The organism is Streptomyces sp. NPDC005761 (genome assembly GCF_040630635.1).
GTDB lineage: Bacteria > Actinomycetota > Actinomycetes > Streptomycetales > Streptomycetaceae > Streptomyces.
The window spans coordinates 1-21,326 of sequence record NZ_JBEXXX010000068.1; the positions used below are offsets into that span (position 1 = coordinate 1).

General features: G+C 71.3%; 16 protein-coding genes and 1 other RNA gene. 8 read left to right on the plus strand and 9 right to left on the minus strand.

The window, feature by feature from the left end:
* Nucleotides 1–425 precede the first annotated feature (425 nt).
* Complete coding sequence (locus tag ABZ434_RS34520; protein WP_359145529.1) at nucleotides 426–1,715, minus strand: hypothetical protein; 1,290 nt, start codon at nucleotides 1,713–1,715, stop codon at nucleotides 426–428.
* A gap of 197 nt (nucleotides 1,716–1,912) precedes the next feature.
* Here ABZ434_RS34520 and ABZ434_RS34525 point away from each other — a divergent pair, with 197 nt between their 5' ends.
* The 4 genes from ABZ434_RS34525 to ABZ434_RS34540 all read left to right on the plus strand — a co-directional run bounded on the left by ABZ434_RS34525 (nucleotide 1,913) and on the right by ABZ434_RS34540 (nucleotide 5,917).
* Nucleotides 1,913–2,956, plus strand: a complete 1,044-nt coding sequence (locus ABZ434_RS34525) for an iron-siderophore ABC transporter substrate-binding protein (RefSeq protein ID WP_359145531.1) — start codon at nucleotides 1,913–1,915, stop codon at nucleotides 2,954–2,956.
* A gap of 128 nt (nucleotides 2,957–3,084) precedes the next feature.
* Entirely contained in the window at nucleotides 3,085–3,921 is an 837-nt protein-coding gene (locus tag ABZ434_RS34530) for a Nif3-like dinuclear metal center hexameric protein (protein ID WP_359145533.1), read from the plus strand.
* Entirely contained in the window at nucleotides 3,918–4,661 is a 744-nt protein-coding gene (locus ABZ434_RS34535; RefSeq protein ID WP_359145568.1) for a C4-type zinc ribbon domain-containing protein, read from the plus strand. The genes ABZ434_RS34530 and ABZ434_RS34535 overlap by 4 nt, the downstream gene beginning before the upstream one ends.
* A complete protein-coding gene (locus ABZ434_RS34540; protein ID WP_359145537.1) occupies nucleotides 4,661–5,917 on the plus strand; it encodes a bifunctional RNase H/acid phosphatase in 1,257 nt (418 codons plus the stop codon). The genes ABZ434_RS34535 and ABZ434_RS34540 overlap by 1 nt, the downstream gene beginning before the upstream one ends.
* A gap of 183 nt (nucleotides 5,918–6,100) precedes the next feature.
* Here the strand turns inward: ABZ434_RS34540 and eda are convergent, their stop codons facing one another.
* Together eda and yaaA are read right to left on the minus strand one after the other, a co-directional pair.
* Nucleotides 6,101–6,721, minus strand: a complete 621-nt coding sequence (eda, locus tag ABZ434_RS34545; RefSeq protein WP_359145540.1) for a bifunctional 4-hydroxy-2-oxoglutarate aldolase/2-dehydro-3-deoxy-phosphogluconate aldolase — start codon at nucleotides 6,719–6,721, stop codon at nucleotides 6,101–6,103.
* A gap of 69 nt (nucleotides 6,722–6,790) precedes the next feature.
* On the minus strand, nucleotides 6,791–7,591 hold the full coding sequence (yaaA, locus tag ABZ434_RS34550) for a peroxide stress protein YaaA (RefSeq protein ID WP_359145543.1): 801 nt from the start codon (nucleotides 7,589–7,591) through the stop codon (nucleotides 6,791–6,793).
* Nucleotides 7,592–7,757: 166 nt separating this feature from the next.
* Here yaaA and ABZ434_RS34555 point away from each other — a divergent pair, with 166 nt between their 5' ends.
* Entirely contained in the window at nucleotides 7,758–9,200 is a 1,443-nt protein-coding gene (locus ABZ434_RS34555; RefSeq protein ID WP_359145546.1) for an RNB domain-containing ribonuclease, read from the plus strand.
* Here ABZ434_RS34555 and ABZ434_RS34560 read toward each other — a convergent pair.
* Entirely contained in the window at nucleotides 9,151–10,011 is an 861-nt protein-coding gene (locus tag ABZ434_RS34560) for a hypothetical protein (RefSeq protein WP_359145549.1), read from the minus strand. The two genes, ABZ434_RS34555 and ABZ434_RS34560, sit on opposite strands and share 50 nt — an antisense overlap.
* The gene (locus ABZ434_RS34565) at nucleotides 10,011–10,751 is read right to left on the minus strand and encodes a MerR family transcriptional regulator (protein ID WP_359145552.1); all 741 of its coding nucleotides are present in this window, start codon (nucleotides 10,749–10,751) and stop codon (nucleotides 10,011–10,013) included. The genes ABZ434_RS34560 and ABZ434_RS34565 overlap by 1 nt, the downstream gene beginning before the upstream one ends.
* Nucleotides 10,752–10,883: 132 nt before the next feature.
* On the opposite strand from ABZ434_RS34565, the gene ABZ434_RS34570 reads away from it, so the two are divergent.
* The 3 genes from ABZ434_RS34570 (at nucleotide 10,884) to rnpB (ending at nucleotide 12,559) form a co-directional block, all read left to right on the plus strand.
* Nucleotides 10,884–11,411, plus strand: coding sequence for a TetR/AcrR family transcriptional regulator (locus ABZ434_RS34570; RefSeq protein ID WP_359145555.1), 528 nt, complete (start codon nucleotides 10,884–10,886; stop codon nucleotides 11,409–11,411).
* A gap of 115 nt (nucleotides 11,412–11,526) precedes the next feature.
* Entirely contained in the window at nucleotides 11,527–12,096 is a 570-nt protein-coding gene (locus tag ABZ434_RS34575) for a Uma2 family endonuclease (protein ID WP_359145571.1), read from the plus strand.
* Nucleotides 12,097–12,157: 61 nt separating this feature from the next.
* An RNA gene (gene rnpB, locus ABZ434_RS34580) (RNase P RNA component class A) lies at nucleotides 12,158–12,559 on the plus strand.
* A 568-nt stretch (nucleotides 12,560–13,127) separates the two neighbouring features.
* On the opposite strand, the gene ABZ434_RS34585 is transcribed toward rnpB, so the two are convergent.
* The 4 genes from ABZ434_RS34585 to ABZ434_RS34600 form a co-directional block, all read right to left on the minus strand.
* Nucleotides 13,128–14,153 carry a winged helix-turn-helix domain-containing protein gene (locus tag ABZ434_RS34585; RefSeq protein WP_359145558.1) on the minus strand — a complete coding sequence of 342 codons (1,026 nt, stop codon included), beginning with the start codon at nucleotides 14,151–14,153 and terminating at the stop codon, nucleotides 13,128–13,130.
* 305 nt (nucleotides 14,154–14,458) lie between these two features.
* The gene (locus ABZ434_RS34590) at nucleotides 14,459–15,265 is read right to left on the minus strand and encodes an ABC transporter (protein WP_359145561.1); all 807 of its coding nucleotides are present in this window, start codon (nucleotides 15,263–15,265) and stop codon (nucleotides 14,459–14,461) included.
* A 3-nt stretch (nucleotides 15,266–15,268) separates the two neighbouring features.
* Complete coding sequence (locus ABZ434_RS34595) at nucleotides 15,269–16,237, minus strand: ABC transporter ATP-binding protein (RefSeq protein WP_359145563.1); 969 nt, start codon at nucleotides 16,235–16,237, stop codon at nucleotides 15,269–15,271.
* Nucleotides 16,238–16,538: 301 nt separating this feature from the next.
* The coding region (locus ABZ434_RS34600) for an amino acid adenylation domain-containing protein (RefSeq protein ID WP_359145565.1) at nucleotides 16,539–21,326 on the minus strand (4,788 nt) is incomplete at its 5' end.

A 21,326-nucleotide genomic window follows, 5' to 3' on the forward strand; every position in this document is an offset into this window, starting at 1 on the left:
CTGCGCATCCGGCTGCACCGGCTCCCGCTCGCGGAGTACCCTTCCTTGATCGTTGGTGGGGGAGTGGAAGGCGGTGCGCGGGTGGCCGGCTGCGGGGGCCCTCCTCTCCCTCGTCGAATTTCCTGGGCGGTCAGGCCGCCCTGCCGACACCCTCGGAGGGGCGGCGGTGGCGGCCGTGCGGTTGAGCCGCCGTGTCGTCCGTCGCCACACCTCCTCGGTGCTTTCCGGAGCCGCCGTCTTCGGCCCATTGCCCGTCCGCCCCCGGCGGACGCATCTGGGTCGTGTCGGATCGCGCCTCAGACATCTGGGAAGTCACCCCGTTGTGATCGCTTGCGTGCTGGTCTGCGGGGCCCTCGCACCACCGCTCGGGAACGGTCACCGTCGGCGACCGCGGTGCGCGATTGCGTGAGATCCCCGGCTCAACTCTAGTCAGGTGTCGTACGCCCCACGAGAGGCGCCTGCCCCAGTGGAACGGGTCTACACGCAGGAGGAGGCGTCACGGCGGCGGAGGGTTGCCTATCACTTTCCGCGCAGCTCGCCGGGGCCGCTTCAGCGGTCGGGTCCACGTCGGCGGGGGCGGTGAGCATCGCCACCGCGCAGGCCGTGTCCCCGTTCGCGTACGGCAGTTTGAGTACGCCGTCGCGCGACCACACCCCGCGGCCGGCCTGCCACCCCTCGGGTGCGGCGAGCTGGTGCAGCCGGCGGCCCGACGGGCGCCAGATCCCCACCCAGCTGCCCGCCGCCCCGTCGATCCGCAGCGCCACCGCACAGCTCTCCGGCATCAGCATCTGCCCCGGCTGCACCGCGAACGGCGTCACCGCCGCATCCGCCAGACGCAGGCACTCGGGGAAACGCACCGGCAGACAACTGCCCAGCACCCCCCAGCCGAGCCGGTCGTGCCCCGGCGCGTCGGAACGGATCAGCAGCAGACCGCTGTCCGGATCGGCGAGCAGCAGCCGGTCGTTGCTGTCCGGTGCGATCTGCAGCAGCGGCGACATCTCGGCGCCGCGCCCCAGGTCCACCGCGACCGCCTTCACCGGGCCCCCGCCCGCCGGCTCCCGGTCCAGTGCCAGCAGGCGGCCCGCCCGGTCCAGCCAGGCCCCGCCGGAGCAGAGCCCCGGGAGGTCCGCGATGTGTTCCGGGCCGTACGCGCCGCCCGCGACGAGCCAGAGTCCGGTGGAGTACGCACCGGTGGACAGGGCGTACGCGCTGACGCCGTCCGGGGACGGCGGCAGCAGGGTCAGTTCGGCGCATTCGACGGCTCCCAGCGGGAGTTCACCGGTTCCGGGCCCGGTCGGGTACAGCAGTGAGAACGTGTGCCGGCCGGCGACCCGGCGCCGGATCAGCACCCGGCCGTCGGCGAGCGGCAGCAGTTGTGAGTCGGCCTCCTCCGGCTGGTCCAGCGGGAGAGGCACGGCATACGGCTCGGGGCCGTCCAGCGTCCAGCGCTCCGCGTACCAGGCGGCGTCCGGCCCGGCGGCGCCGTCATGGGCGGCCGTGAGCCGGGCCGCGTAGGCGCCGTCGGCGGTGAGCGTGAATGCGGGCAGGACCGTTTCGCCCCGGGCCTGCCCCAGAAGCTCCTGGGGCAGGGCTACCGCGTCCCCGGCCGGGTCCGGAGCCTCCGCGGCCCCGTCCGGCTCGTCGGACTCCGGCTCCACCGTCTCGCCGGTTCCGGCCGCCTCTGCGGTCCCGTCCTCGATGGCACAGGCAGTCATCGACTCGTCACCTCCGGCAACCGAAGCTAGTTTTCGCACGGGATGCCGAACAACACGAGCGTGGCCACTTCACACATAAGGGTGGTGATGCCCGGATTCGCCTGAGGGGGCGGGGGCGGTTGTGCTGTGGATCGCGAGCGTGTCTAAGGTAAGGCATTCCTAAGTGTTACCTGTGTGACCCTCGACTGGAGCAAGTGATGTCCCTTCGTCGCCGCGGCACCGCCGCAGTCGGCCTGGCCGTTGTGGCCGCCCTGTCCCTCTCGGCCTGCGGGAGCGACGACGGCGCGTCCGGCGCCTCCGGCACGTCCGAGGCCGGCGGTGACAAGAAGGCCGCGGTCGCGACGGGTGGCAAGGACTTCGGCGACGCGGCGAAGAAGACGGCGGAGTACGGCACGGACGCCCCGGCGGGCACGTTCCCCCGCACCCTCACGCACGCCATGGGCAGGACCGAGCTCAAGGCTGCTCCCAAGCGGGTCGTCGTGCTCGACGTCGGCGAGTTCGACAACGTCGTCTCGCTGGGGGTGAAGCCGGTGGGCTACGCCCCCTCCGAGGGTGACGCGGCGATCCCCTCGTACCTGAAGAAGGACGCGGGCGACCCCAAGAACGTCGGCACGATCAACAACCTCAACCTCGAGGCGATCGCCGGGCTCAAGCCCGACCTGATCCTCGGCAGCCAGCTGCGCGCCGCGGACAAGTACGACGAGCTGTCCAAGATCGCGCCGACCGTGTTCTCCATCCGCCCGGGCTTCACCTGGAAGGAGAACTACCTCCTCAACGCCGCGGCGCTCGACAGGACCGCCAAGGCGAAGTCGGCGCTCGGCGCCTACGAGGCGAACGCCAGGAAGCTCGGCGAGGACATCGGCCCGAAGAAGCCGACCATCTCCATGGTCCGCTACCTGCCGGACAAGATCCGCCTCTACGCCAAGGCCTCCTTCATCGGCACGATCCTCGACGACGCCGGACTGCCGCGGCCCGAGAACCAGCAGATCAACGAGCTCGCCGCGGAGATCAGCCCGGAGAAGATCGACGAGGCGGACGCCGACTGGATCTTCACCGGCGTGTACGGCGCCGTGAAGGCCACCAAGCGCGACACCACCCAGGCCAACCCGCTGTGGAAGAACCTGGAGGCCGTCAAGGAGGGCCGGGCGAAGAACGTCTCCGACGAGACCTGGTACCTCGGCCTCGGCGTCACCGCCGCGAACCTGGTCCTCGACGACCTGCGCGCGGACCTCGTCAAGTAGGGACCGTGCCCGCCGGGGCCGCGTCGCGGCGCCGGTGACGTAACGATTCATGACGGGCCGGAGGCCCGATGCCGCCGGTCCGACCGGCCATGGGATGCGGGGCACGGAGGCCAGGTAGCCTTTCCTCCGTGCCCCGTCTGTCTGAAGTCATCGCCGAGCTCGACGCCCTGTGGCCGCCCGCGCGGGCCGAAGGATGGGATGCGGTCGGCACCGTCTGCGGTGATCCGGACGCCGAGGTCGGCCGGGTGCTCTTCGCCGTCGACCCCGTACAGGAGATCGCGGACGAGGCGCTGGAGCTCGGCGCCCAGCTGATCGTCACCCACCACCCGCTGTATCTGCGCGGCACGACGACGGTCGCGGCCGACACCTTCAAGGGCCGCGTCGTGCACACCCTCATCAAGCACGACGTCGCCCTGCACGTGGCCCACACCAACGCGGACTCCGCGGACCCCGGTGTCTCCGACGCCCTGGCCGGCGCCCTCGACCTGCGTGTCGAGCGGCCCCTCGTCCCGGACCCCACGGACCCTGCCGGCCGCCGGGGCCTCGGCCGGATCTGCACGCTCGACCACCCCGAGACGCTCGGCGCCTTCGCGGCCCGCGCCGCCGCCCGGCTGCCCGCCACCGCACAGGGCATCCGGCTGGCCGGCGACCCGGACGCGCTCGTGCGGACCGTCGCGGTGAGCGGCGGATCGGGCGACAGCCTCTTCGACGCCGTGCGCGCCGCCGGCGTGGATGCCTTCCTCACCGCGGACCTGCGCCACCACCCGGCCTCCGAGGCCGTCCAGCACTCGCCGCTCGGTCTGGTCGATGCCGCACACTGGGCCACCGAGTGGCCGTGGTGCGAGCAGGCCGCGGCGCAGCTCGACGCGATTTCCGACCGCCACGGATGGGACCTGCGGGTCCACGTCTCGAAGCAGGTCACCGACCCCTGGACCACCCACCACTCTTCTGGAGCCCCCAACTGAACGCCGCGCCCGCCGACCAGATCCGACTCCTCGACGTCCAGGCCCTCGACCAGCGCCTCTCCCAGCTTGCGCACCGGCGCAGGTCCCTGCCCGAGCACGCGGAGATCGAGTCGCTCACGGCCGACCTCGCCCAGCTCCGTGACCTCCTCGTCGCCTCGACGACCGAGGAGAGCGACACCGCCCGCGAGCAGACCAAGGCGGAGCACGACGTCGACCAGGTGCGCCAGCGTGCCGCCCGCGACCAGCAGCGCCTGGACTCCGGCGCGATCACCTCGCCCAAGGACCTGGAGAGCCTCCAGCGCGAGATCGTCTCCCTCGCCAAGCGCCAGGGTGACCTGGAGGACGTCGTCCTCGAGGTCATGGAGCGCCGTGAGTCCGCCCAGGAGCGGGTCACCGAGCTGACCGACCGGGTCTCCGCCGTGCAGGCCAAGGTCGACGACGCCACCGCCCGCCGGGACGCCGCGACCCAGGAGCTCGACACGGAGGTTGCGACGGTCACCAAGGAGCGCGAGGTCGTCGCCGGTTCCGTCCCCGCCGACCTGCTCAAGCTGTACGACAAGCTCAGCGCCCAGCAGGGCGGGGTGGGCGCCGCCCGGCTCTACCAGCGCCGCTGCGAGGGCTGCCGGCTGGAGCTCAACATCACCGAGGTCAACGACGTGAAGGCCGCGTCCCCCGACACGGTGCTGCGCTGCGAGAACTGCCACCGCATCCTGGTCCGCACCTCGGACTCGGGTCTGTAGTGACGCGGCCACGCCGCTTCGTCGTCGAGGCCGACGGCGGCTCCCGGGGCAACCCGGGGCCCGCCGGTTACGGCGCGGTCGTCATCGACCCGACGACGGGGGAGACCCTGGCGGAGGCCGCCGAGTACATCGGCGTCGCGACGAACAACGTCGCGGAGTACAAGGGCCTCATCGCCGGTCTCCGCGCCGTGCGCGCCCTGCTGCCGGACGGGCCGGCGGACGACGGTCCGCAGGTCCGCGTCCGGATGGACTCCAAGCTCGTCGTGGAGCAGATGTCGGGCCGCTGGAAGATCAAGCACCCTGACATGAAGCCGCTCGCGGCCGAGGCGGCGCGCGTGCTGCCCGCCTCCGCCGTCACCTACGAGTGGATCCCGCGCGAGAAGAACAAGCACGCGGACCGGCTCGCCAACGAGGCGATGGACGCGGGCAAGCGGGGCAAGCAGTGGGAGCCGTCCTCCTCGACGGCGGACCTCGACACCCCGAGGTCCGCGGTGGCCGCCGTCCTGCCGCCGGTCTCCGGACCGCCCGGCGACGCGGCGGCCGGTGCGGCGAGGGCCCGGGCGGCCCTGAACCGTCCCGCCGCCTCCGCCACGGCCACCCCGCAGGTCGGCTGGGGCGCCGCGCCGGACCTCGGCGCGCCCGCCACCTTCGTGCTGCTCCGTCACGGTGAGACCGCGCTGACCCCTCAGAAGAGGTTCTCCGGCAGTGGCGGGACCGACCCCGAGCTGTCCGCCGTCGGCCGCGGACAGGCCGAGCGCGCCGCCGACGCCTTCGCCGCCCGCGGGACGGTGCAGGAGGTCGTCAGCTCCCCGCTGCGCCGCTGCCGCGAGACGGCCGGCGCCGTCGCGTCCCGGCTGGGGCTGGAGGTGCGGATCGAGGAAGGGCTGCGCGAGACGGACTTCGGTGCCTGGGAGGGGCTGACGTTCGGCGAGGTCAGGGAGCGGTACGGCGCCGATCTGGACGCCTGGCTCGCCTCCGCGAAGGCGGCCCCCACCGGAGGCGGCGAGAGCTTCGCCGAGGTCGCCCGCCGCGTCGCCGCCACCCGCGACCGCCTCGTCACCCGCTACGCGGGCCGCACGGTCCTCGTGGTGACACACGTGACACCCATCAAGACCCTCGTGCGGCTGGCACTGGGCGCACCGCCGGAGGCGCTGTTCCGGATGGAGCTCTCGGCGGCATCCGTGTCGGCCGTGGCCTACTACGCGGACGGCAACGCTTCCGTACGGCTGCTGAACGACACGTCCCACCTGCGGTAAGGATGTCCGGGCAGCACTCGGCCCCATCGGCGGGGGGAGGCCGATGGGGCCGAGGCGGTTCCGGGAGGCCGGGGGATTGCCTGCCGGAACCCGGGTCACCCGGAGGCCGGGTCACGTGTCCCTGAAGGGTCTCGTGCCCCGGCTGCCGGGGAGCATGCACGCGAAATCGCGGAACTTCGGTGTTCAGCCGCGCAGCGCCGCCGCCTCGGCGGCCAGCCGCTCCACCCGGGCCCAGTCCCGGGCCGCCACCGCGTCGCCGGGGACCATCCAGCTACCGCCCACGCAGCCGACGTTCGGCAGGGCCAGGTAGGAGGGCGCAGAGGCGAGGGAGATGCCGCCCGTCGGGCAGAACCTGGCCTGGGGGAGCGGTGCGGAGAGGGCCTTCAGGTACGCCGTGCCGCCTGCCGCCTCCGCCGGGAAGAACTTCATCTCGGTGACCCCGCGCTCCAGCAGCGCGACCACCTCGGACGTCGTGGAGACACCCGGCAGGAACGGCACCCCCGACGCCTTCATCGCTTCCAGCAGCGCGTCCGTCCAGCCGGGGCTCACCAGGAAGCGGGCGCCCGCGGCAACGGTGTCGGAGACGTTCCGCGCCGAGATCACCGTGCCGGCGCCGACCACCGCGTCCGGGACCTCCGCCGCGATCGCCTTGATCGCGTCCAGGGCGGCGGCGGTCCGCAGCGTCACCTCGATCGCCGGAAGCCCGCCCGCGACCAGGGCCCGGGCGAGCGGCACCGCGTCGCCCGCGTCCTCCAGCACGACGACGGGCACGACGGGGGCAAGGTCCAGTACGGAGGAGGTCATGCCCTCATCCTGCACGGACGCAGCAACCTACGCAACGAGCGTTGCGCATGCTGCAACGCGCCCTGCGGGTCAGTGGATCTCCGTCACCACCACATCGAGGTCCCACGTCCGCCCGGCCCGTACGGGCGCCTCGGCCTCCACCACGTACCCCAGGTCCCGCAGCGCCGTCACCAGCTCTGCCGGATCCTTCGGCCGGGCCCCAGCCCGCAGGAGATCGCGGACCATCCGCCCCTTCGTCGCCTTGTTGAAGTGGCTGACCACCGACCGCTTCTCCACCCCGTCCACCAGCTGGGAGTGCAGCACCCGCACGCTGGCCGTGCGCTCCGCCACCGCACCCTTCGGCTTCCATGCCGCGGTGTACGCGGACGACCGCAGGTCCAGCACCAGGCCGTCCCCGGCCGCCTCCGGCATGACCTCCGCCATCGGAGCGCGCCAGAACGCCCCGAGCGCGCCGAGCCCCGGCAGCTTCACCCCCATCGAGCAGCGGTACGGCGGAATCCGGTCCCCCACCCGCACCGCGCCCCACAGCCCGGAGAAGACCAGCAGCGACTTACCGGCCCGGCGCCGGGCGGCCGTGTCCAGGGACGCCAGGTCCAGCGCGTCGTACAGCACCCCCGTGTAGAGCTCGCCGGCCGGACGCGCACCCGCGGTCCGCAGCTCGACGTTCTTCGCGATCTCGCCCCGCAGCCCCTCGCTGAGCCCCAGCACGACGCGGGCCTTCTCCTCGTCCGCCGCGCACAGCTCCACCAGCCCGTCCAGCACGGCGGCCCGAGCCCCGGCCAGGCCCGGCAGCGAGAGCGACTCGGGCTTCAGGGGTGCTCCGCGCCCCGAGGCGGCCTTTCCTTCGGAGGGCGGCAACAGCACGAGCACGGCGGTTCTCCTTCGTACGTACGGAAAGGGGCCCCGGCCTGCTCACGGATCCCCGCGGTGTCACCCGGGTACAGGGCAAACCCCTCGCGCCAGCCTACGGGGAACCGGTGGCCGCCCCTCCGCCACCCGGGATGCCGCCCGCCCCGCCCCGCCATACGCTCGGTCCATGCCCCGCCGCCATCTCCACATGACCGGCGCAGCCGACACCCCGCTGCGGGCGGCCCTGCGCGCACTGCGCACCGAACTCGGTCTTCCCGACGGTTTCCCCGCGGACGTGCTCGCCGAAGCGGCCGGCGCGGCGCGCGACCCGGCGGTCTCCGGGCACGAGGACGCCACGGATCTGCCGTTCCTCACGATCGACCCGCCCACCTCCACGGACCTCGACCAGGCGATGCACCTGGAGCGCCGGGCCCACGGCTTCCGCGTGCACTACGCCATTGCCGACGTCGCCGCCTTCGTCCGCCCCGGCGGCGCACTCGACACCGAGGCCCACCGCCGGGTGACGACGCTCTACTTCCCCGACGGCAAGGTGCCGCTCCACCCCGAACCGCTCTCCGAGGGCGCCGCCAGCCTGCTGCCCGGCGAGACCCGCCCCGCCGTGCTCTGGGAGATCGACCTCGACGCCGAGGGCCGCACCGAGGCCACCCGGGTGCGCCGGGCCCTCGTGCGCAGCCGCGCCAAACTCGACTACGCGGGCGTGCAGCGGCAGATCGACGCGGGCACCGCCGAGGAGTCCCTCGCCCTGCTCAAGGACATCGGCACGCTGCGCGAGGAACAGGAGATCGCCCGCGGCGGCATCTCCCTCGACGTGCCCGAACAGGAGGTCGTCGAGCGCGACGGGACGTACGGCCTCGCATACCGTGCCCCGCTCCCCGCCGACGGCTGGAACGCCCAGATCTCCCTGCTCACCGGCATGGCCGCGGCCCGGCTGATGAAGGAATCCGGCACCGGCATCCTGCGCACGCTCCCGGTCGCCCCCGACGGCGCTGTGGCCCGCCTGCGCCGCTCGGCCGAGGCCCTGCACATCGACTGGCCGCACCACGTCCCCTACGCGCAGGTCGTCCGTTCGCTCGACCCGAGGAGGGCCGACCACGCCGCCTTCCTCCAGGACTGCACCACCCTGCTGCGCGGCGCCGGCTACACCGTCTTCGAGCACGGCGAGCTGCCCACCCCGGCCGTGCACGCCGCGGTCGCCGACCTCTACACGCACTGCACCGCGCCGCTGCGCCGCCTCGTCGACCGGTACGCGGCCGAACTGTGTGTGGCGGCCGCCGCGGACCGTGATCCGCCCGAGTGGGCCCTGAGCGCACTCCCCGCCCTGCCCGAGGAGATGGCGGACGGGAACCGGCGCGCCAACACCGTGGAGCGCGAGTGCGTCGACCTCGTCGAGGCGGCACTGCTCAAGGACCGGGTCGGTGCGGTCTTCGACGCGTACGTGGTCGACGTGAAGGAGCAGGAGCCGACCACCGGCACCATCCACATCGACGACCCCGCGATCGTCGCCCGCATCGAGGGCGGCACCACCGAACTGCCGCTGGGGGAGCGGATCCGGGTGCGGCTCACCCAGGCGGATCCGGGATCGTCGAAGGTGCTGTTCGCGCCCGCGTGAGCGCTGCCACGACGGCGCGCGGATCATCGGCGTGGAACCGCACCGCGACCGCCTGCCCGCGACCGCCGAGCGGCCGGACGAAGCCCAGCGGGGCACTCAGCTCGACCGTCACCGTCGTCTGCCCCCCGACCGCGAGATCGAGCACCCCGTCCGAGCCGTGCTCGACCAACCGGCCCTGCGGGAAACGCCGTTCGACCCGCACGGCGGCGACGGAGGCAGCCGGCACCAGCAGATCGAACAGCGTCCCGTAACGAACGCGCAGCGACCCGTCCGCACCCACGACATGCGGGCGGCACACGCAGGCGGCGTGCAGGGCGAGCACCAGCAGTACCCCGTACACGTCCAGTACGAGCAGAATCCGGTGCACGACCGGCCAGGGGATCAGCAGCGCAAGCATCACCGTCTCCACCACCGAGACGAACACCAGGCCGTACATCATGGCCGTCTGCGGCCCGGTGTACGGCACGGACAGCGCCCCCTCCGGCACGCCGTGGCGCCGTCGCACCAGCCACAGCCCCAGACTGTGCAGGGCCCGCAGCTCATGCACGACGAGCCGCCGCACCGCCACCGGCGCCACGGTCCGCAGCGCCCCGACAGCCGCCGCCCGCCGCCCCGCACCCGCCCGCCTTCCCTCCCGCCACAGCCGTCCCAGAACGACCGTCTCCAGGACGACGGCCAGCAGGACCGCTCCCTCCGCACCGGCCACCACCGCTACCGGAATGTGCACACCGGCCATCAGGCACACGCCCACGGCGAGTTCGGCGGGCAGCACGGTCGCGGCCACCACCCGCGCGCCCCGCACCCCTCTCATCACTCCGACCTCCCCTGCATCCGTTCCGTCAGCGCCACCATCACCCGTCGCACCACCTCGGCCTGTGCGGGCGGGTAGTCCGCCAGCAATGCCTCCCCGAACCCCGTCCTCGCCGGCCCGCCGACGGGGATCGCCGCCAGCACCTCGTCCGGCACGAGCGCGATCATCCGGGCGGCCAGCGGTGCGACGCGCGGATCGTCCACGGGCGCCGCGTCGAGCGCGTCGAGCTCCTCGTACAGGGCGAGCACCGCCGGATCACCGGCCAGCTTCTGCAGTACGGCGTAGACCTCGCTGCCGCCGCCCGCCGTGTCCAGCAGGGCGAGATGCTCCCGGTCCTTGGCGGCGGCGGGGGAGTCGGTGACGGGCCCGGCGGCCAACAGCGCGGCCAGCGCGGGTGATACGGGCCCGACCCCGGTCAGCGGCCCCTCCATCAGCTGCGCCAGCCGCAGCCGCCGCTCCCGGATCTCCCGCTCCTGCCGCGCCAGATCGGCATCCAGCTCACGCAGTACGTCCCCGAGCGGCCGCCCGGCGTCACCGGCGAGCACCTCCCGTACCTCGTCCAGCCCGAGCCCCAGCTCCGTGAGCCGCCGGATCCGGGCCAGCAGCACGGCGTCGCGCACGCTGTACGAGCGGTAGCCGTTGGCCCGGCGGGCCGGCTCGGCCAGCAGACCGATCTGGTGGTAGTGCCGCACGGCCCTGGGGGTGAGCCCGACCAGCGCGGCGATCTCTCCGATGCGCATGGGGCCAGTAGAAACCCTGACGCTGCGGCAAGGTCAAGGCGGTGGGACCCTCCACACGGGGGCAACCACGGCATCTCGTACGATCGCGCCTTCGGCCCCGCGTTCCGAGCCTGCAGGAGGAGAACGACCGTCATGACCGATCCCGCGGCCCGGACTGCCACCGACCGCACCCGTCAGATCCTCGCCGCCGCACGCACCCTGCTGGAGCGGGAGGGCCCGGACGCCCTCACCATGCGCCGACTCGCCGGTTCCGTGGGCATCACCGCGCCCTCGCTCTACAAGCACTTCCCGGACAAGTCGTCCGTGGTGAACGCCCTGGCCGACGCGATGCTCCGGGAGACCGCCGACGTCCTCGAAGCGGCGGAGGCCGAGGCCCCCGGCTCCTTCCCGGCCCTGGCCACCGCCTACCGCACCCATGCCCTGGCCCATCCCCACCTCTACCGCATCACCACCGCGCACTCCCTCCCCCAGGACCTGGAGGAGCGCGCTGCGGCCCCCCTCTTCCGCGCCCTGGCCGGCGACGAGGGACGCGCCAGGGCTGCCTGGGCCTTCGCCCATGGGATGGTCGCGATGGAGCTCAACGGCCGTTTCCCCACGGACTCCGACGTCACGGCGGCCTGGACGGCGGGGATCGCGGCCTTCGCCTCGGTCCGCCTCTGACAACCGCCTGCCGTCCTGTGCCACGATCGGGGGAAACACTCCCATCTCACGGACGGCGGATTCCCCCATGTCCCACTCTGGCGAGCGACCGAGGAAGGGGCGTGACATGTCTGCCATGCCGCATGAACCGCTCTCGCAGGCGGACGTCCTGCTTGAGGGCTTCCTGGCGCTGGACACGCCGGAGGGCTTCCGGGCCGAGCTGATCGAGGGGGAGATCGTCGTGACGCCGCCGCCGGACGGGGACCATGAGGACTACATCAGCCTGATCATGAAGCAGGTGATCAGGCATGCGCGGACCGATATGGATTTCTCCGGGAACAAGGGGCTGAAACTGCGCAGTGGCGGAGGGTGCCCCAAGAACCACGCCATTCCCGACGGCACTTTCGCGCCCACCGAACTGCGCCTGTACCGGGGGGCAGATCCCTGGATGCCGTGCGAGGGCGTGGCCCTGGTCGTCGAGGTCACCTCGTCCAAGCCGACCGCCGACCGCACGGGCAAGCGGCGCTGCTACGCCCGGGGGCCCGTCCCCCTGTACCTCCTCGTCGACCGCGAGCAGTCCTCGGTGACGCTGTTCAGCGAGCCGCAGGGGGACGACTACCGCCAGCACTGCACGATTCCGTTCGGCAAGTCGATCCACCTGCCTGCGCCCTTCGCGCTCGACCTGGAGACCGAGGCGTTCCTCTGAGCCGCCCGCTCACCCTGTCGGACGGCCCTGGCCGGCCGGGTAGCATGGGCCCCACGGCAGACGAGCCGGGCGGACGGCCGCGTGAGGATCTTCGGATCCCCCCGAGGAACGTCCGGGCTCCACAGGGCAGGGTGATGGCTAACGGCCACCCGGGGTGACCCGCGGGACAGTGCCACAGAAAACAGACCGCCTGGGACTTCGGTCCCCGGTAAGGGTGAAACGGTGGTGTAAGAGACCACCAGCGCCTGAGGCGACTCAGGCGGCTAGGTAAACCCCACCCGGAGCAAGGTCAAGAGGAGCCGTCGCGAGACGGCTCTGCGCGAACGTTCGAGGGCGGCCCGCCCGAGTTCGCGGGTAGACCGCACGAGACCGGCAGCAATGCCGGTCCTAGATGGATGGCCGTCTCCCCGGCCGCCGCGAGGCGACCGGGCGACAGAACCCGGCGTACAGCCCGACTCGTCTGCCGCTACCAGCGGCTTTGCTCCGAAGGGGCCTCCGACCTGTGTCGGGGGCCCCTTCGGTCGGCTGCACCCCTGCGTGTGGTTCCGTGCGGGCCGGTCGCGGGACGCGTTCTTCGTGACGGGCCGGCACCGTGTTCCCGTGCCGTCGGGCGCGTGCCGGCCGACGGCGAAGCCGGCGCAGGGGTCTTTCGGCAGAATCAACGGGTGGGCTCCCATGGTGCGACCCACTGAATGCCGACAAACATGCAGGTCACGCCATGATCACTCACGGAGGGGGGAAACCCGGCGTAGGGCCCGAATCGGCCGCCCCTATCAGCGGATTTCCTCCGAAAGAGCCTCCGGCTGTTCTGATTTCGTATACCGCCCACCCCTCACCGGGGCGGTATACGAAGGCCGGCGCAGCAGATGTGGGCCGGACGTGCTTCCTCCGGTCCGTGCTTTGATGTCCCGCAGCTCCAAGCGTGACCATTTCGGGATGCGTCAACCGGTGCGGTCCGCTGAAGTATCGGGTATTGCGCTTCATCGCTGATCTTCTATTGCGGCATAACCGACCAGGCGTCAGTTCTTTTGTCACGCAACGATCTTGGACCCTCTGCCCAAACTTCCCGACGCCCCGTCAGCATTTGAAATGCCTCGTCTGGAGGAGCCGAACTCCCGTCGTGCCCCTGACAACGGTCGCGTCGGCTGCGCCCGGATGCGGGTCTCCGCGGCGGCTTCCGGCAGTCCGCCCGCCGCGTCCACCGCGGCGGGCTGGGATCTGCCGTTGAGCACGGCCTGGCCCAGGGCGGTGATGCGGTGGTTCATGGTGTTGCGGTGCCGCTCGGAGCGGATCAGCCCGGACTTGCGCAGCACGCTGGTGTGCTGGCTGACGGATGCGGCCGACGTGCCGACCTGCTGGGCCAGTTCGCTGGTGGTACCGCCGGTCATCGCCAGGCGCAGAAGCTGTGCCCTGGTGCGCCCCATGAGTGCGTCCAGGGCTTCCCCGTCCTTGGCCTGCGGGCTCCACAGGGCGCGGGATGTCTCGGCGTCCGGCTGGGCCGAGAAGACGAGGACCGGTCTCCCGTCGGTGCCTTTGACGTTGCGGAGAAGCGCTCCGGGACGGGCGCCGAGAAACAGAGAGGGGGCGAGGAGCAGGCCTTTGCCCTCGAGCTCTATGTCTGCGTCTTCGGCCGCCGGTAGCTCAAGAATTCGGCCGGATATTCGGATGCCCGGGTGCAGGAAGTTAAGGAGATATTCACCTCCATCTGTCTGTGCCTTCATTCGCGCCTCGCGCTGCACAGTCAAATGGGTCAATATCTGCTGCCAATAGGGAGCTATCGACAGCTGCATAAACGAATCCATGGCGGCCCGGAGTTCGCGTCGGCTCGGTCCCGTCGATGGATTGCGTTCGGCCGGCGACTTGTCGCGCTCGGGGCCGAGAAGCCAACTGAGATCGGGCGCGCGCCGCAACATCTGTACATCGCGGGTCATTTCGTCGCTGGAGCGGATCCTCCTCGCGAGCTGGTTCCGCCATTCCCTGAACGCAGGCTCACTTTTTACTCCCACATGATGGATGGAGAATATGGCTTCGGACAATGGGCCCAAAGTCGCCATCATGTGTATATTACCGATATCCCCATGACTCAAATGGATACGCAACATGTCATGCCCCCGGCAAGATCATCGTCAACGATGCCCTAATTCACCCAACTCGGCCTCGGATTGTAGCCAAGCCATGGCTGAAAATCCGAATCCGGTTTCAAAATAGCAAGCCCGAATCGGTTCCGCACAGTGAGATGCTTGCTTTAGCCGGGAGTGAAAGAGATTGCCTGGGGGGTGGCGTTCGTGATATGAGAGACGTGAAAAGTAATGTGGGAATAAAGATGGCGATGGCCGCCGGGGGAACAGCCACCGCCATCAGCTCAGGCGTCCCGCTTGTGCAGGACGACGTACCCGGCCACCACGGCGGCGGCGGTCCAGACCAGGATCACCAGGAGCGCGCCCATCCGGCCGTACGGCTCGGCGTCCCCGTCCATCAGGTGCTGACCCGCGATGGACGGAAGGTAGTCCAGGATCTTCTTGGTGAAGTCGCTGCTGGAGAGGGCCAGTGCGCCCGGCAGGCCGGCCAGGACCATGAAGACCGTGGTCAGCGTGCCTACGGCGCTGCGCATGGCCGCCCCGACGCCGATGGCGAAGATGCCCATCAGGGCGATGTACACACCGGTTGCCAGGATGGTCGGAACGGCCTTGCCGAGGTTGGTGTCGGCGTACTCGAACAGCAGCGGAGTGGTGGTGGCGGTGCCCACGGCGGCGATCAGCGTGCCGGCCACGAACATGACGGGCGCGATCACCGCGATCTTCGAGAAGAGCATCCGGCCCCGCAGCGGCACGCACTGCAGCGTCGAACGGATGCTGCCCGTGGAGTACTCGGCCGTGATCGCCAGCATGGCGAGCGCGATAACCGCGAACTGTACCATGTTCACCGCCAGTACCGGCGGGTGAGCGATCGGGATATCGGTGTTGTCACCGTCGCTGCGATAGCTGTTCGCGATGCTCGTGCCGAGGGCCGGCGCGAAGACCGCCATGAGGGCGAAGGAGCCGGCCAGGCACCACCAAGTGGCCTTGACGGACCAGAGCTTGGTCCATTCCGAGGCGATCGCACCGATGGTCTTGCCCCGACCGTGCGAGGCCGTGCTCGGTGCTGTGGTGTTCATGGTTGCGCTCGACATGACTCAGGCCTCGACTTCCTGGTGCTGACCCTGCTGCGGGGCGACTCCCGCGGTCACGGGCTTCGACGACTTGTACTCGATGCTGCCGGCCGTCATCTCCATGTACGCCTGCTCCAACGAGGCTTCCACGACACGGAGCTCATGCAGTCTGAGGTTCATCTGGAAGGCGATGTCGCCGATGGCCTCCACCGTCGTCCCGGACACCAGGATCTCGTGCTCCGAGTCCCGCTTGACCTCGAGGGTCTGCGCGTCGAGGCGCGCGACGAGGTCGTCCATGCCCCGGCTGTCGGGCGTCCGCACCCGGACGGCGGTCAGCGAACTGCGGGCGATGACCTGGTCGATCGTGTCATCGGCGAGGAGCTTGCCCTTGCCGATCACCACCAGGTGGTCGGCCGTGAGCTGCATCTCGCTCATGAGGTGGCTCGACACGAAGACGGTCCGGCCCTCTTCGGCCAGCGACCGCATCAACTCCCGCACCCAGCGGACCCCGTCAGGGTCGAGACCGTTCACCGGCTCGTCGAAGAGCAGGGTCTGCGGGTCACCGAGCAGTGCGCTCGCGATGCCCAGCCGCTGCCCCATGCCCAGCGAGAAGGAGCCGGCCTTCTTCTTGGCCACCTTCTCCAGGCCGACGGTCTCCAGGACCTCCTCGACCCGCTTGCGCGGAATGCCGTTGCTGCGCGCCATGGCCAGCAGGTGGCTGTACGCGCTGCGCCCCGGGTGGAGTGCCTTCGCCTCGAGGAGCGCCCCGACCTCACGCAGCGGATGAGTGAGCTCGGAGTAGCGCTTGCCGTTGATCAGGGCCTCGCCGGAGGTCGGCCGGTCCAGGCCCATGATCATGCGCATGGTGGTCGACTTGCCTGCGCCGTTCGGGCCGAGGAATCCCGTGACCTTGCCCGAGGCGATCTCCAGATCCAGGTGGTCCACGGCCACCGCCGTGTCATAGCGCTTGGTCACTCCACGCAGTGTGATCATTGCCCGTCCGTCCTCAGAGGTCCTTGCATGTCAACGACCGTACGGGGCCCGCGCGGACCGGTCTTGTGCCGATCGGCGGAACCGCACTACGACTTTCGACAGAGAGCCCGGCGCCGCCGGCCCGCCGCGTCGGCACCGCAGCGGCGGAGTGGGCCGCACGACAAAGGGGCGGGGACGGGCACGGCGCCGGGATGTCCCGTACACCGTGCCCGTCCCCGCCCCGCCATCTGTGCGAGACCTCCGGCGAAACCCGCGGGGAGTCCCGCCGAGGGTCTTGCCGGAGCTCCTGCCCAGGACCTCGCTAGAGCAGGTCCTCGAACTCGTCGATCTCTTCCTGCGTGATCTCCGCCATCGCCACGTCGGACGGCGTCAGACCGCCCGCCTCCGGCCGCTCGGCGTGCTCCACCAGGGCCCGCAGGGCCTGGAACCACAGCCGGCCGAGCTCCTCCACCGAGTCGTCCGCCAGCAGCCGCCGCGCCCACGTCCACGTAGCCACGAGGCACGGGCCCTCCGGCCCGTCCGCCGTGAACGAGTTGAGCTCGACGACGTGGGCGAGCGGTGACCCCGCCGCCTCTCCGGAAGGCCCTCGGACGCCGGGCTCGGGGCCCCACGCCGATCCACCGTCGGCACCGCCCTCCGCCGTGAAGCGGCCCAGGTAGTTGAACCCGAGCTGGGCACGCGTACCCGACGCGAGCTGTCGCGCGCTGTCCGGATTGAGGTAGCGCAGCAACCCGTAACCGATGCCGCCGTCGGGCACGGCTCGCAGCTGCTCCTTGACCCGCTTCAGCACCGTCCCGGCACCGGCACCGCCGGCCCAGGCATCGGCGCGGTCGAACGTCCCGGCGCCGATGCGCACCGGATACATGCTGGTGAACCAGCCGACCGTACGGGAGAGCTCCGCGCCGCCCACGGTGCCCTCCTCGCGGCCATGGCCCTCCAGATCCACCAGGAACGCCCGGCCCCGGCCCTGGTCGCGCCACTCGGAGAGCGCCCAGGCGAACGCCGCGAGCAGCACGTCGTTCACTCCGGCGTTGTACGCCGTCGGGACGGAGGTCAGCAGCGGCCCCGTCACGTCGGACGGCAGCCTCAGTTCGAGCTGTTCCGACGTGCTGTGGGTGTCCTGATCCGGGTCCAGCGGAGCCGAGCCGAGCAGGGGTTCGGGGTCGGCGACCACGGACGCCCACAGGTCCGCCTCCGCCACCCGTGAGGGCGCCACCGCCTCGTCCCGCAGACGCTGGGCCCAGCGCCGCAGTGAGGTGCCGACCGGTGCGGGCTCCGGCTCCCGGCCTGCCACGGCCGCCTCCCACGCCTCCACCAGATCGGGCAGCAGGATGCGCCAGGAAACGCCGTCCACCACCAGGTGGTTGACCACGAGGAGCAAACGGCCGGGCACCTGGGGGCCCCGGTCGAACCAGACCACCTGCACCATGATCCCGGACGCCGGTGCCAGCCGGTCCGCGGCGGCGTCCGCCTCCGTGGTGTACACCGCCTCCAACCCGGCGTCGTCCAGGCCCCGCACATCCACCCGCCGGACCACCGACGTCGCGAGGACCGCTCCGGGCTCGGCGACGACGCAGTCCCGGACGACCGGCTCCGGCGCCGGACCGGCGTGTTCCGTCACCCGCATCCGGAGCGCGTCGTGGTGGTCCAGCAGCGTCTGCACGGCCGAGTGGAGGTGCGCCGGAACGAGGCCGGCCGGTACCCGCAACACCGTCGACTGGTTGAACCGGTCGATGGAGCCACCACGTTCGGCCAGCCAGTGCATGATCGGCGTCGCGGGCAGCGGGCCCACCCCGGCACCGGCCTCCTCCGTCTGCGCCGGACCGTTGCCGTCCGTCGTCGCGACCTCGGCGAGGGCCGCCACCGTCTTGCGCTCGAAGACGTCCTTCGGTGAGATCACCAGACCCGCCTTGCGGGCCCGGCTGACCAGCTGGATCGACATGATGCTGTCGCCACCCAGGTCGAAGAACCCGTCGTCGATGCTCACCTCGGCCACGCCGAGCACCTCGGCGAACAGCGCGGACAGCATCTCCTCGTGCCCCGTGCGCGGCGCCCGTCCCGCCGGTGCGGCGGCGAACTCCGGAACCGGCAGGGCCTTGCGGTCCAGCTTTCCGACCGACGTCAGCGGTAGTGCGTCGAGCTCCACGACGACCTGCGGAACCATGTAGTCGGGCAGCGTCCTCGCCAGCTGCGCGCGCAGCTCCTGCGCGTCGTAGGCGACGGCCGGCACGACGTACGCCACCAGGCGCTTGTCACCCGGCCGGTCCTGCCGCACGATCACCGCGACCTGTTTCACCGACGGGCTCGCGGTGAAGGCGGCCTCGATCTCGGAGAGTTCGATACGGAAGCCACGCACCTTGACCTGGCTGTCGGCGCGGCCGATGAACTCCACCAGACCGTCCGGGCTCCATCGGACCAGGTCGCCCGTGCGGTACATACGGGTCCCGGGGGCACCGAACGGGTCGGCGACGAATCCCTCCGCCGTCAGGTCCGGGCGACCCCAGTACCCGCGGGCAAGACCGGAGCCCGCGATGTACAGCTCACCCGGCACACCCGGCGGCACCAGCCGCAGGGACCCGTCCAGGACGTAGTGCCGCATGTTGTCCAGGGGACGTCCGATCGGGACGCCGCCCCGCTGCCCGTCCACATCCCGTGCGCCGACCTCGTGACTGGTGGCGAACACCGTCGTCTCGGTCGGGCCGTACACGTGCACGACCTTCGTCGACGGGCAGTGCTCGAGCACCCGGCGCATCGCGGCCGGCGAGGCGAGGTCCCCGCCGGTCCATACCTGCCTGACGCTCGCCAGGCACTCGGGGTGCTCCTGCGCGAGGACCCCGAACAGGCCGGTGGTGAGGAACAGCGCGGTGATCCCGTTGTCCACCACGAGCCGGCGCAGCGCCTCGATGTCGAGGTCTCCCGGCGGCGCGACCACGACCCGGCCGCCGTTGAGCAGCGGCGCCCACAGCTCGAACGTCGATCCGTCCCAGGCATGCGGCGAGTGCAGCGGCACCCGGTCCACCACTCCGCCCAGCCAGCGCCGGTCGCGTGCGAGGTCCGCCACATCGGCGTGGGTCGCCGAGACACCCTTGGGCTTGCCGGTGGAGCCGGACGTGAACATGACGTACGCCAACCGGTCCGGCTGGACGGCGAGCCCCGGATTGCCCTCGGCCCGGCCGAGGGGCACGGGGCAGGAGTCCGGGACGAGCACGGAAGCGGTCCCGGCGACCTCCTGAGCCCGTGACAGCAGGGACTGATCGGTGAGCAGCACGACGGCCTCGGTCTCGCCGAGGATCCAGCGCATCCTGCTGTCCGGATAGGCCGTGCTCAGCGGTACGTAGACCCCGCCCGCCTTGGCCACCGCCAACAGGGCGACGACCAGGTCGGCGGAGCGCTCCATGAGCACTCCCACCCGCGCCTCGGGGGCCAGGCTCGCGCCGAGCCGGTGGGCGAGACAATTGGCTCGTGCGTTCAGTTCGGCGTACGAGAGTGTGGTGTCGCCGAACACGACGGCGACCTCGTCCGGACCGAGCGCCGCCCGGGCCTCGAACAGCTCCGGCAGGGAAGCGAGCGGCAGTTCACGCGCGCTGTCGTTCCACTCGCCCAGCAGGCGGCGCCGCTCGGACGTCCCCAGCACGACCGTCTCACCGACGGGGCGCAGCGGGTCCGTGACCAGTGAGTCGAGCACCACGACCAGTCGCTCGGCGAGCGTGCGGGCCGTCTCGTGGTCGAACAGGTCGCTGCTGTATCCGAGGTGGCCCGCGTAACCCCCGGCGCCGGCCCGGCCTGCGGTTCCGGTGACCTCCTCCTGGTCGGAGAAGGAGAACAGCAGGTCGAACTTGGCTCCTCCGGTGTCAGTGCCCTGGGCCGACACGGTCAGGCCCGGAAGCTCCGCGGAGGCCGCGAGCGCCGCCCGGTCGTCGTCGTTGTTCCAGCTCAGAACAGTCTGGAACAGCGGGTGGCGAGCAGCGGAGCGCTCCGGACCGAGCAGATCAACGATCCGCTCGAAGGGCACGTCCTGGTTGGCGTACGCGGCAAGATCCGTCTGGCGCACCCGGTCGAGGAGCTCGGTGAACGTGGGACTGCCGGAGAGGTCGGTGCGCAGGACGAGCGTGTTGACGAAGAACCCGACGAGGTCTTCGACCGCGTCGTCCGTGCGGCCCGCGACCGGCGAGCCGATCGGGATGTCGGTACCGGCACCGAGCCGCGACAACAGTACGGCGAGCGCCGCCTGCACGACCATGAACGCACTGGCCCGGTTCTCCCGCGCCACCGCCTCGACCCGCTCGCGCAGCTCCTTCGGTACGTCGAACTCGACCGTCCCGCCGCGGTGGGAGGGCGTCGCCGGCCGCGGCCGGTCGGTGGGCAGTTCGAGCTGCGCCGGAAGATCGGCCAGCGTGCGCTGCCAGTAGGCGAGTTGCCGGGAGAGCGAACTGTCGGGGTCGTCCTCGGAGCCGAGGTTCTCGCGCTGCCAGAGGGTGAAGTCCGCGTACTGCACGGGCAGCGGGGCCCAGTCGGGGGCCCGGCCCTCGGCACGTGCCGCGTACGCCGTGGTCAGGTCCCGGGCCAAGGGGGCCAGGGAGGAGCCGTCCGCCGCGATGTGGTGCATGACCAGCAGCAGCACGTGGTCGTCCGTGCCGGTCTCGAACAAGGTCGCCCGCAGCGGTATCTCCGCCCCCAGGTCGAACCCGTACGACACCGCCGAGGACAACCGCGCCGCCAGGTCACCGGCCGACACCCGCTCCGTCACCAGGGCGGGCCGGGCGTCCTTGAGTACCACCTGGTGGGGGTCTGTGCCGTCGGTGTTCTGGGTGAAGAGGGTGCGGAGGGATTCGTGGCGTTCGACGACGTCGGCGAGTGCTGCTTGGAGGGCGGTGGTGTCGAGGTGGCCGGTGAGGCGCAGGGCGACGGGGATGTTGTAGAGCGAGCTGCCGGGTTCGTACTGGTGAAGGAACCACAGTCGTTGCTGGGCGAACGACAACGGGATCTGATCCGGGCGGGGCCCGGGGGTGATGGCGGTGCGGGCTGTCGAGGCGTTGGTGAGTGCTTCGGCTATGCCGGTGACGGTGGGGGTTTCGAAGAGCTGGCGGAC

Excerpts from the sequence above, each read along its gene's own strand:
- ABZ434_RS34565 (WP_359145552.1), bottom strand. The coding sequence starts at position 10,751 with ATGCGCATCGGAGAGATCGCCGCGCTGGTCGGGCTCACCCCCAGGGCC.
- ABZ434_RS34525 (WP_359145531.1), top strand. The coding sequence starts at position 1,913 with ATGTCCCTTCGTCGCCGCGGCACCGCCGCAGTCGGCCTGGCCGTTGTG.
- eda (WP_359145540.1), bottom strand. The coding sequence starts at position 6,721 with ATGACCTCCTCCGTACTGGACCTTGCCCCCGTCGTGCCCGTCGTCGTG.
- ABZ434_RS34555 (WP_359145546.1), top strand. The coding sequence starts at position 7,758 with ATGCCCCGCCGCCATCTCCACATGACCGGCGCAGCCGACACCCCGCTG.
- ABZ434_RS34570 (WP_359145555.1), top strand. The coding sequence starts at position 10,884 with ATGACCGATCCCGCGGCCCGGACTGCCACCGACCGCACCCGTCAGATC.
- ABZ434_RS34575 (WP_359145571.1), top strand. The coding sequence starts at position 11,527 with ATGCCGCATGAACCGCTCTCGCAGGCGGACGTCCTGCTTGAGGGCTTC.
- ABZ434_RS34590 (WP_359145561.1), bottom strand. The coding sequence starts at position 15,265 with ATGTCGAGCGCAACCATGAACACCACAGCACCGAGCACGGCCTCGCAC.
- ABZ434_RS34595 (WP_359145563.1), bottom strand. The coding sequence starts at position 16,237 with ATGATCACACTGCGTGGAGTGACCAAGCGCTATGACACGGCGGTGGCC.
- ABZ434_RS34520 (WP_359145529.1), bottom strand. The coding sequence starts at position 1,715 with ATGACTGCCTGTGCCATCGAGGACGGGACCGCAGAGGCGGCCGGAACC.
- ABZ434_RS34585 (WP_359145558.1), bottom strand. The coding sequence starts at position 14,153 with ATGATGGCGACTTTGGGCCCATTGTCCGAAGCCATATTCTCCATCCAT.
- ABZ434_RS34560 (WP_359145549.1), bottom strand. The coding sequence starts at position 10,011 with ATGAGAGGGGTGCGGGGCGCGCGGGTGGTGGCCGCGACCGTGCTGCCC.